Consider the following 7,938-nt stretch of genomic DNA (forward strand, 5'->3'; position numbering starts at 1 on the left):
ACCCCGTGGTCAAGCCACGGGGTGACACAGTGGATTTTACCGATCCACGCAACAATGCCTTCGCTGTGACATAGGGCAGATTTAATTATTTCTCAGAAATAAATTCAAAACGTGGAATATTTTTGCCGTTTAATAAAACCTTTCCGTTAAACATTTCAAGCGGTCTTACCCAAAGCTGAAAATCATCATATAATGCTTTATAAACTACTAACTCTTCCAAAGTTTCGGTATGTTTTGCGGTATCTATAACTTGGTATAGTTTTCCTTTGTAATGCTTATATATTCCGACTTTCATAAAACTTATACCTTAACAGGCATGACGACAAAAATATCTTTAGGATTCTCAGGAAATTTAATAAGTACCGGTGCTGAAACATCTGAAAAATATAATTCTACTAAATCCGATTTTACAGCTTTTAATACATCTTCTAAATATTGTGGATTAAAACCTATAGCTAAAGACTCATCGCTATTATATTCATAAAGATTTTCCTTATTTTGTGAAGAATTAATAACTTCTTTTGCATTGCCTCTTGCTTCGCCGACAGCACTAATCTCTAAGGTTTCACGAGATAACGATAATTTTATCGCTCTAAATTTTTCAACGGTTATTATCGCTATTCGTTCAATGCTATCTGCAAATATTTTTCGATTAATTACTAATTTTGAGCTGCTGCTTTCCGGAATAAAAGCACTATAATCAGGAAAAGTACCATCTATAAGCTTTGATAGCATAATAGTATTTTCATTACATATAAATTTAACTTTATTGCTACTTAATAAAATTTCTATATCTGCATTTATATTTTTAGGATCTTTAACTATTTTTAAAATTTCCTCTGCACTTTTCTGCGGTAATATAACTCCAAAATTCTTTATTTGTTTCTCTAATGTTACCCATGAAATCGAAAGCCTATGCCCATCGGTACTTGCCGAACAAAACTCTTTGTCTTTTATATGTAAATAAACACCGTTTAAATTATAACGAGTTTCATCTAAAGAAATCGAAAATTTTGTTGATTCGATTATTTTAGCAAAATCCGTGCAGGAAATTTTAAAACTTGCTTCAGGATTAATACTGTCCATTGCGGGAAAAGAACTAACCGGCAAAGTAAATAAATTAAATTTACAATTTTTTCCTTTGATCTCAAGTCCCGTTGTACCTAGATCAGTTAATGTAAGCTCAGAATCCGGAAGTTTTCGGACTATATCATTTAGAGTTTTTGTAGAAACGGTAAGTTCACCTTCACTTACTACCTGTACTGCTATTTTTTGACTTAAGTACAAATCCATATTAGTAGAACTAAGCTCTAGATTGCCGTCTTTTGCCGATAATTTAATGTTTGCATATTCAGGTATTACATTACGTTTTTCAACAACGGAACTTGCAAACCCTAAGGACTGAACTAACGTTTTTGTTTCAACTATTAATTTTAACATATTGTTATTCTCTTAATGTTCCTTGAAATTTTTGCGATATAGCAGCAATTAAATCTTTACTGAACGAATTTAAATCAGTATCAGACAACGTGCGATCATCTGCTTGTAGCTCTATTTTAATCGCTATAGATTTTTTACTTTCAGGTAATTTATCACCGCTATAAATATCAAATAATATAACTGATTTGACAAGCTTTTTATTAAAATTATTTATATATGATATTATTTCACCACTCGCTTGATCTTGATCAACAATAAATGCGTAATCTCTAAAATTAGCTTGGAAATCCGATACTGTAAATTCGTCTCTTTTACCGAATTTAGCTTTTATCAACGGCAAATTCGTAATATTTAACTCGAATGCAAATATTTCCTGGTTAATATCGTAATATTTCAAAATTTTAGGGTGTATCTGCCCAAAAGACCCAAGTAAATTTTTACCAAGCCCTATATTTACTGCTCTGGTTGGATGATAATATTGTGGTACTGCTGTCCCATTTGTGGTTATACATTTATCTATAGATAATCCTGCATAATCAGCTACCAACTCTAAATCACCTTTGAGATCAAAAACATCATAGCTCCGCCCTAACGAATGAGGGTTCTTATTATTATATGAACCGGTTATAATTGCAGTTAAATAAGTTGCTTCTGTATTTAAATCTATAAAACTCGGACCGACTTCAAAAAACGCCATATCTTTTATAGAGCGTGCTAGATTTTTACTTACTATATTTAACAAATTCGGCAATATAGTAGGACGCATATAATTGTCCTCTATACTTATAGGATTAAGCAAAAATAACTCTTCTTTCACTTCCGCAAACAATTTTGCATCTTCACTATTCATAAAAGAATTAGTTACTACTTCATCATAGCCTTTGCTTGCTAATATCCTTTTAAAACTAGAGATTCTTTTATGCTCTCTTAGCTTATTATTATCTTGGTCTAGTTCGGGTAATTTTATACTCTCTATTTTATCATAACCGTAAATACGAGCGATTTCTTCAGCTATATCTTCTAAAATAGTTATATCGTGACGCCAAGAAGGAGCTATTACCTTTATAATCTCACCTTTAACATCCGTAACAAATCCTAGTTTATTTAATGTAGTTTCTATCTCTTTGATATTTAGTTTAATTCCTGTAATTTTTTCTAAATAGCATGCTGAAAAATCTAAAGGTTTTTTTTGCGACTCTTTTTCACCGACTTTCACTACTTCCGATACTTCACCGTTTCCACATATTGACAAAATAAGATTAGTTGCTATGTCCAAAGCCTTTTCAGCAAAATTTCTATCGATATTACGCTCATTACGATATCTAGCATCCGTATCAATTTGGAATCTTCGCCCACTAGCTGCAACAATTTTAGCATTAAAGCAAGCAGCTTCAAGTATTATATTAGTCGTACTATCTAGACAACTACTATCAGCCCCGCCAATGACACCGGCAAGACCATGGATACCGCTTTCATCTTTTATAACTAAATCATTTTCGGTAAGTACATATTCCTTGCCGTTTAGGGCGTGGAAGTTAACTACGTCATCTTTGTTATACCGTGGCTTGATCGCGGGATCCATAGAACAATTTACAGCACTAGTAATTTCATTGGATCCCGCGGTCAAGCCGCGGGATGACAATTGTCCATCCTCGCAATGACGTGTTACTGTAATACCCCCCTGTATCTTATCCGCATCGTAAGCATGCATTGGCTGCCCGAAGCTATAGGAAATGTAATTTGTTACATCGACTAAGCTTGAAATAGTTTTTACCCCAGCATTTTTTAATAATTTCTGTAACCAATCAGGGCTTGGTTTATTCTTTAAATTTCTTATTTCTCTAAATGTAAATAAAGGACAAGCTTCTTTATCCTGTACGTTAAGCTGCATTTTAGAAGTAAATCTACTCTTTATTTCCGGAATTTCTAGCTCTTTAAGTGTTCCTATTCCTTTAGCTGCTAAATCTCTTGCAATGCCGTAAACTCCAAGTGCATCACCACGATTAGGAGTAACGTTAATTACAAATATAGGATCATCTAAACCGTAATATTTAGTAAAAGTCTCTCCAACGACGGCATCTTCAGATAGCTCCATAATCCCTTCAGACTCTGAAGCAAGCAATAATTCCTCTTCAGAGCAAAGCATACCGCAGCTTTTTTCGCCTCTAATAACAGATTCCTTAATCTTAAACTTACCGTTTGGTATCTCAACTCCGATATTTGCAAGCACTACTTTTATGCCTGCTCTTGCATTGCTTGCTCCGCAAACTATTTGCAACATACCGCTTTTAGTCTCAACGTCACAAAGCTTTAATTTATCAGCTGACGAGTGAGGTTTAGTACTTGCAATATAAGCTACTTCAAACTTTTGTAACTCTGCCGCCTTATCTATCATCTCTTCTACTTCAAGACCAATGGCTGTCAGGGCTTCGGCAATTTCAGTAGCTGAAGCCGATGTCTCTAAAAATTGCTTTAACCATGATAATGTAAATTTCATTTCGTTAACCCTCCTGCTAAATTCGGTATATCAAAGCCCCCGAAATTATAATGTTTAAGCCAACGCATATCTCCTTCAAAAAACTGTCTTAAATCTTTAATATTATATTTTAGCATTGCAAAACGCTCTACCCCAAGCCCGAAAGCAAAACCTTGATACTCATTGCTATCGATTCCGACATTCTTAAGCACGTTTGGATGAACCATCCCACACCCAAGCGCCTCAAGCCATTTATCATTTTTATTCATCCGAATATCAACTTCGGCAGAAGGTTCGGTAAAGGGGAAAAAACTAGGTCTAAAGCGTAATTCAATATTAGAATTTTCAAAAAAGCTTTTTATAAATTCCGTGATAACGTATTTTAAATGACCCATATTGATATTTTTATCAATAACAAGCCCTTCTATTTGGTGAAACATTGGTGTATGAGTCATATCCGAATCTGACCTATAAGTCCTACCGGGAGCTATAAACCTAAAAGGTGGTTTACCGTTTTTCATTGCTCTAATCTGCACTGTTGAGGTATGAGTACGTAGCAACATCGGTTTATCGTTTTCTTGTCCTTTTAAATAAAAAGTATCATGCATTTGTCTTGCCGGATGGTCATCTTCAAAATTGAGAGCGGTAAAATTATGGAAATCATTCTCAATATTCGGTCCGTTTTCTATAGTAAAACCAAATTGTGAAAATACTTGTATTAACTCCTCACTACATTGTGTTATTGGATGAATAGAACCTTGTTTATATCTCCTTGCAGGGATTGTTAAATCAATTTTATCGGCAGCAAGTTTAAAATTTAGTTCCTGCTCCTCTAAAATTTCTTCTTTTGCTTTTATTATATTCTGTATTTTATCTTTTAATTTATTGATTTTAAAGCCAAATTCTTTACGTTCTTGTTCATTTAAACTACCTAGTTTTTTAAGCTCACCGGTCACTATACCGTTCTTGCCTAAAAATTCTACTTTATATTCTTGCAGATCTTTTAAGTTTTGTACTAATAAGATTTTTTCCTCAGCAAGCCTTAATATTGTTTCTATATTTTCCATAATTTTTTGTTTTTTTATTATATAACAGGGCGTCATTGCGAGGAGAGGCAAAGCCTCGACGCGGCAATCTCAGGAATTTGTTATTATTTCATGAGATTGCCACGCAGCCTACAGCTGCTCGCAATGACGGGGTTGGTATCCACGCCGCAATGACGAGGTAGTTAAACCAACTCACACCTCATATGCCCTTCCTCTATCCCTACCAATTTTGCTTTAAATATCTGCCCTATTTCTAAAGGTTCATCTAGCTTTACTGGAATAAAATTTTCAGTATGGGCAATATTATTATTCTCCACCAATAACTCCACTTTCTGCCCTATATGCTTTTTAAAGAACTCTGTTAACTGATTCTGCCCCTCTTGCCTTAAAATCTCTGCTCTTTCTTTCCTTATATCTTTTGGTACTTGCGGCATACGAGCTGCGGGCGTCCCTTCTCTTTCCGAATAAGGAAAAACATGTAAATATTGCAGCTGCGCTTCTGTGATTAGTTTTCTAGTATTTTCAAACATTTCAGGAGTTTCCGTCGGGAAACCAGCTATAATATCAGCTCCAAACGATACTTCAGGTCTTATTGCCCGTATCTTCCGACAAAACTCTATTACATTTGCCCTATTATGCCGTCTTTTCATACGCTTTAATATCATATCATCGCCCGCTTGCAAGCTAATATGAAAATGCGGCATTATTCTCTCACTATAAGCTATAAGTTCAAAAAGTTCATCATCTATTTCAGCTACATCTATCGAAGATAAACGAAGCCTTTTTAATTCAGGGACTAAATTCAAAACTCGTTTAATCATTTGTGCGAATGTTGGGCTTCCCGGTAAATCACTACCGTAAGCCGTAACATCAACACCCGTAAAAACCACTTCTTTAAAGCCGTTTAATACTAATAACTTTACCTGCTCTGCTATAGCTCCTATCGGTACTGACCTACTTTTACCTCTACCGTAAGGGATAATACAGAAAGTACAAAAATGATCGCAACCGTTTTGTACCTGAATAAAAGCACGAGATTTACCGTCAAAACTACTTACCAAATGACCTGCCGTCTCTTTCACCGACATTATATCGTTAACTACTATTTTTTCACCTGTAATTTGGTAATAGCTAGGCAATAATTTCTCTTCATTACCTATAACCTTATCAACTTCCGGCATATCACCGTACATTTTTGGCTTAGTTTGAGCACTGCAACCTGTAACAATAATTTTTAAATCAGGATTATTTTTTTTAGCTCTGCGAATAGCTTGTCTTGCTTGTTTCTCAGCTTCTTTAGTTACGGCACAAGTATTAAATACCGCCACATTATCGATACCCGATAATTCCAAGTTTTTTCGTATTATCTCGCTTTCATAAATATTAAGCCGACAACCAAATGTTACTACTTCTTGCTTCAGATTATTGCTCACAATAATATACTCCTTCAGCTACTATTGCGGCAGGTCCTTGCATTATTATATTGCCGTTTTCTTCTTTCATAGTAAGGCTACCGTGCTTAAACACTACCGTACTTGGTGAATGGATAAAACCGAGCTTTAAACCGGCAGCAAAACTGCCACAAGCCCCGCTTCCGCAAGCAAGCGTTAGCCCTGCCCCTCGCTCCCAAACAGATAGATAAATTTTATTGTCTTTAATTTCGGCAAAATTAACGTTTACCCCATCTGCGAATAATTCCTTAGCCTGCAATTTTTCACCAACAATTTTTTGATCTTGAGGCTCTAATTTACTAAAAATAACCAAATGCGGATTACCGACATCAACACAAATAGTTTCCTTTAAATCAATCATATAACGCTCTACGAATTTCCAAATCTTATCACGACTTGGCATCCAAGATTCGTTAAAACTAACGGTTCCTACATTAACGCTAATCTTATTTTCATCTTCCACATTACATAGCAATTTTTTCTTGCCTACCATTATGGTAATATCTTTCTTTCCCGTATCAAGATAAATTAATTTGGCTAAACATCGTGTAGCATTACCGCATAATTTAGCATTAGAGCCGTCTATATTATAGATAATCATTTTATAAAAATCATCACACTCTTCATATATAATAAACTGATCACAGCCTATACCCATATGACGATCCGCTATATTTTTTGCTAACTGCGATAGATCTGAAGTTGCTAAATCCCGTTTATTAACGATCACGAAATCATTACCTAGACCCTGCATTTTTACAAAATTAATTTTACTAGTCATAACCAATTATAATATTTAAGATTGTATTATAGCAAATTATAGCAAATTTGCTATAATGAAGTTATTATATATAAAAAATAGAAATGAAAGTACTTAATATTATGTTAAGCCGTGATCTTGGCGGAATTCAACAAGCATTTTTAGATTATAGTACTGCTCTTGAAATGCAAAAAATTGAGGTTATTAACGTCACTTCTTACAAAGCAAAAATAAACTCCTTTCTACGTAAGACAAGTTTTAAACTACTTAACTTAGTACCGTTTGATTTACTCTCTGTAGCTATTCTTAAATATATAATCTATAAAACTAAACCCGATATAATTATAGCTCACGGTAATAGAGCAATAAATTTTAGCAAATTTGCTAAATCACAAAATATAAGACTAATCGGTATCGCTCATAATTATGGTCTAAAAGGACTACGTAAATGTGATTTTGTTATTGCTCTAACACATCATATGAAAGAATTTTTACTAAAAAATAACTTTGCCGAGTCTAGGATATTCATCCTACCGAATATGATAAATATTACTAAAGATTTTATTCCAAATAAAATAGACTTCCTGCATAAGTCATCTTATAAAGAGGAATTTGAAGGAGACACGGAACACAGAACCGCAGCGTATATAGACATACGCGAGGATTCGAGTACCGGATCGACGTACAAATTGCCTTTAGAAGTGACTTATGCAGGAAGTCTAATATATAGAAAACCTGTCATAATTGGTGTACTAGCAAGATTTG

The 7,938-nt window shown here is 34.3% G+C and carries 7 protein-coding genes; 1 reads left to right on the plus strand and 6 read right to left on the minus strand.

Going from position 1 to position 7,938, the window contains the following annotated elements; all coding sequences use genetic code 11:
* Window positions 1-85: 85 nt before the first annotated feature.
* From AC1Z7D_RS04950 to dapF, 6 genes are all read right to left on the minus strand, one after another.
* Window positions 86-295 (minus strand): DUF1653 domain-containing protein, encoded by a 210-nt coding sequence (locus AC1Z7D_RS04950; RefSeq protein WP_482602501.1) that lies wholly within the window; start codon window positions 293-295, stop codon window positions 86-88.
* A gap of 5 nt (window positions 296-300) precedes the next feature.
* Complete coding sequence (gene dnaN / locus AC1Z7D_RS04955) at window positions 301-1,440, minus strand: DNA polymerase III subunit beta (RefSeq protein WP_482602503.1); 1,140 nt, start codon at window positions 1,438-1,440, stop codon at window positions 301-303.
* A gap of 4 nt (window positions 1,441-1,444) precedes the next feature.
* The gene (gene pheT, locus AC1Z7D_RS04960; RefSeq protein WP_482602505.1) at window positions 1,445-3,937 is read right to left on the minus strand and encodes a phenylalanine--tRNA ligase subunit beta; all 2,493 of its coding nucleotides are present in this window, start codon (window positions 3,935-3,937) and stop codon (window positions 1,445-1,447) included.
* The gene (pheS, locus tag AC1Z7D_RS04965; protein ID WP_482602507.1) at window positions 3,934-4,983 is read right to left on the minus strand and encodes a phenylalanine--tRNA ligase subunit alpha; all 1,050 of its coding nucleotides are present in this window, start codon (window positions 4,981-4,983) and stop codon (window positions 3,934-3,936) included. The genes pheT and pheS overlap by 4 nt, the downstream gene beginning before the upstream one ends.
* Window positions 4,984-5,144: 161 nt before the next feature.
* Complete coding sequence (gene mtaB, locus AC1Z7D_RS04970) at window positions 5,145-6,395, minus strand: tRNA (N(6)-L-threonylcarbamoyladenosine(37)-C(2))-methylthiotransferase MtaB (protein ID WP_482602509.1); 1,251 nt, start codon at window positions 6,393-6,395, stop codon at window positions 5,145-5,147.
* A complete protein-coding gene (gene dapF / locus AC1Z7D_RS04975; protein ID WP_482602511.1) occupies window positions 6,385-7,194 on the minus strand; it encodes a diaminopimelate epimerase in 810 nt (269 codons plus the stop codon). The genes mtaB and dapF overlap by 11 nt, the downstream gene beginning before the upstream one ends.
* Before the next feature lie 83 nt (window positions 7,195-7,277).
* On the opposite strand from dapF, the gene AC1Z7D_RS04980 reads away from it, so the two are divergent.
* Window positions 7,278-7,938 (plus strand): palindromic element RPE1 domain-containing protein (locus AC1Z7D_RS04980; protein ID WP_482602513.1); only part of this gene is annotated, 661 nt, incomplete at its 3' end.

This window comes from Rickettsia sp. (assembly GCF_965035265.1).

Excerpts from the sequence above, each read along its gene's own strand:
- AC1Z7D_RS04950 (WP_482602501.1), bottom strand. The coding sequence starts at position 295 with ATGAAAGTCGGAATATATAAGCATTACAAAGGAAAACTATACCAAGTT.
- dnaN (WP_482602503.1), bottom strand. The coding sequence starts at position 1,440 with ATGTTAAAATTAATAGTTGAAACAAAAACGTTAGTTCAGTCCTTAGGG.
- pheT (WP_482602505.1), bottom strand. The coding sequence starts at position 3,937 with ATGAAATTTACATTATCATGGTTAAAGCAATTTTTAGAGACATCGGCT.
- pheS (WP_482602507.1), bottom strand. The coding sequence starts at position 4,983 with ATGGAAAATATAGAAACAATATTAAGGCTTGCTGAGGAAAAAATCTTA.
- dapF (WP_482602511.1), bottom strand. The coding sequence starts at position 7,194 with ATGACTAGTAAAATTAATTTTGTAAAAATGCAGGGTCTAGGTAATGAT.